This is a genomic window from Leucobacter sp. M11 (assembly GCF_035726885.1).
In the GTDB taxonomy this organism is placed as follows: Bacteria; Actinomycetota; Actinomycetes; order Actinomycetales; family Microbacteriaceae; genus JAPFRB01.
The window spans coordinates 311,854-313,853 of record NZ_JAPFRB010000003.1 but is presented as its reverse complement, the minus strand read 5'-3'; the positions used below and the strand labels follow the sequence as shown (position 1 = coordinate 313,853).

The following is a 2,000-nucleotide window of genomic DNA, read 5'->3' as shown; positions in this document are numbered from 1 at the left end:
CGTCGAAATCCTGACGGACTGCGACATCGCCTTCCCGATCCTGCACGGCGTCAACGGCGAGGACGGGGCCGCCGCGGGCTTCTTGGCGTTGAGCGGCGTGCCCTACGTCGGCTCCCCCGTTGGCGCGGGGGCCTTCGGTATGGACAAGCACGTGACCAAGCTGATCGCGGCCTCGCTCGGCATCCGCACCGCGAATGCGCTCCGGGTGTCAGCCGATCTCGACGCCGAACCCCTGCCGCAGCTGACGGGCCTGACGCCGCCCTTCGTCGTGAAGCCCACCAACGGGGGGTCGAGCAACGGCGTCACGGTCGTGGACGATGCGGCCGGGCTCGCCGCCGCCGTGCGCACCGCGCTCTCCTGCGGGCCGTCCGCGCTCATCGAGGAGTACGTGCGAGGCCGGGAGGTCGACGTGGCCGTGTTCCGCGACCGCGAGGGGGCGCTCCGCCTTGGCGCGACCCTGGAGATCGGGGTCGCCCCCGGGGGCGTCTTCGACCGGGCCGAAAAGTACGACGGCGGTGCCTCCTTCACGGTGCCCGCGCCACTGAGCCCCGCCGAAGCGGCCGAGATTCAGCGCACCGCGGCGCTCCTCTATGCGACCCTCGGCTGCGCCGGGGTGGCGCGCTTCGACTTCTTCGTCACCCCGGACGGGGTCGTCCTGAACGAGGTCAACACCGCGCCCGGAATGACGGAGCAGTCCCAGGTGCCGCGGATGTACGCCGCCCTGGGCCTCGAGTACCCGGCCCTGATCGCGGCGCTGCTCGAGGCCGCCGAGGGGGGCCGCGACGTGGCGCGTGTTGCCGCGGTGCGGGCTACCCCACCCGCATCACGCGCCACCCCACCGCGGCGGCTCCCCGCTTAGCCCGAGATCGGCTCGGGCCGCGGCGCGACCCAGCTGCCGTCGAGCACCTCGGGGCGCGGCCGGTACAGCCGAAGCACGTAGTTCCAGCCGGGCATGATCGGCAGCGCGTTCGCGACCCCGTCGAGCTGTTCCCCGAACCGGATCGTGACCCCGCCGTCCGCGTCCTTGGCCGCGGTCAGGCTGTTGATGCTGTTCACCCCGAGCGCGTTCTCCTCGAAATAGCCGGCCGCGTTGTACAGGGACACTGACCAGAAGGCCTCAACGGGCACATCCCGCAGGCGGAGGCGATACTCGGCCACCGGCAGGTTTTCGTCGACGCTGATGTAGGTCGCCTCGTACTCGGGGAGGCCGCCCCAGCCCGACGCCGTGCCGAGCAGGTGCATGATCGGGTCGACCCCGTCTCGGGTGCCGAACGAGTGGTCGTACTTGCTGACCCCGCGGGCCAGGGCGAGGATCGCGGTGCGGGTCTCCGTCTGGCTGGGCTCGTCGTAGTCCGGGAGCGGGAAGGTCCCCGAGCCGCCGCCTGCGATCGTGAGCGCGTCCTGGAGGCGGTTGACCTCGGCGACGTCCTCGGCGCGGTTCGGGTCCACCAGGATCCGCACGATGAGGGCCGCGTAGTCGGTGCCGACGAGCTCTCTGGTGAGCCGGTGCTCGCCCGCGTCCCGCAAGATCACGGGGCCGTAGTGGTCCTGATTGATGACCCACACGGAGATGTAGCGGTCTCCCGTGTCCGGCAGGGTGACCGTGACGCCCTCGCGCACGTCCACGATGCTGCTGCTGTAGAGCGTGTCTCGGTTCTGCCGGATGATGGGCTGATCGTCGAGCGGCTTCAGCTCGTAGGTGTGGTTCCACTCGCCGAGGGTGCGGCCGGTGCCGAGGCGGGAAAACATGAGATCGCTCTCGGCCCGGTTGAAGTTCTGGACGTTAACGGGGATGGGTGCCATGATTCGTTCCTTTCAGTGACGGTGCCAGGGGGTGCGGGGCGTCCCGCGGGATGGGGTGGCTTAGGACAGCGCCTTCGCCTTGATCGCGTGGTACTCGCTCTCCGTGATCGAGCCGCTGTCCAGGAGGGCCGCCGCGGCCGCGATCTCCGCGGCTGGGCTGTTCCCGGTCACCGAGCGAATGTAGGACGCCGTCTGCT

Annotated in this window: 2 protein-coding genes; one reads left to right on the top strand and one right to left on the bottom strand. The window is 70.5% G+C overall.

Features of this window, described 5'->3' with window-relative positions:
- Positions 1-859, top strand: an 859-nt coding sequence (locus OOT08_RS09805) for a D-alanine--D-alanine ligase family protein (RefSeq protein ID WP_325092460.1), incomplete at its 5' end; no start/stop codon positions are given.
- Here OOT08_RS09805 and OOT08_RS09800 read toward each other — a convergent pair.
- Entirely contained in the window at positions 856-1,803 is a 948-nt protein-coding gene (locus tag OOT08_RS09800; RefSeq protein ID WP_325092459.1) for a DUF1214 domain-containing protein, read from the bottom strand. The genes OOT08_RS09805 and OOT08_RS09800 overlap by 4 nt on opposite strands.
- Positions 1,804-2,000: the final 197 nt, after the last annotated feature.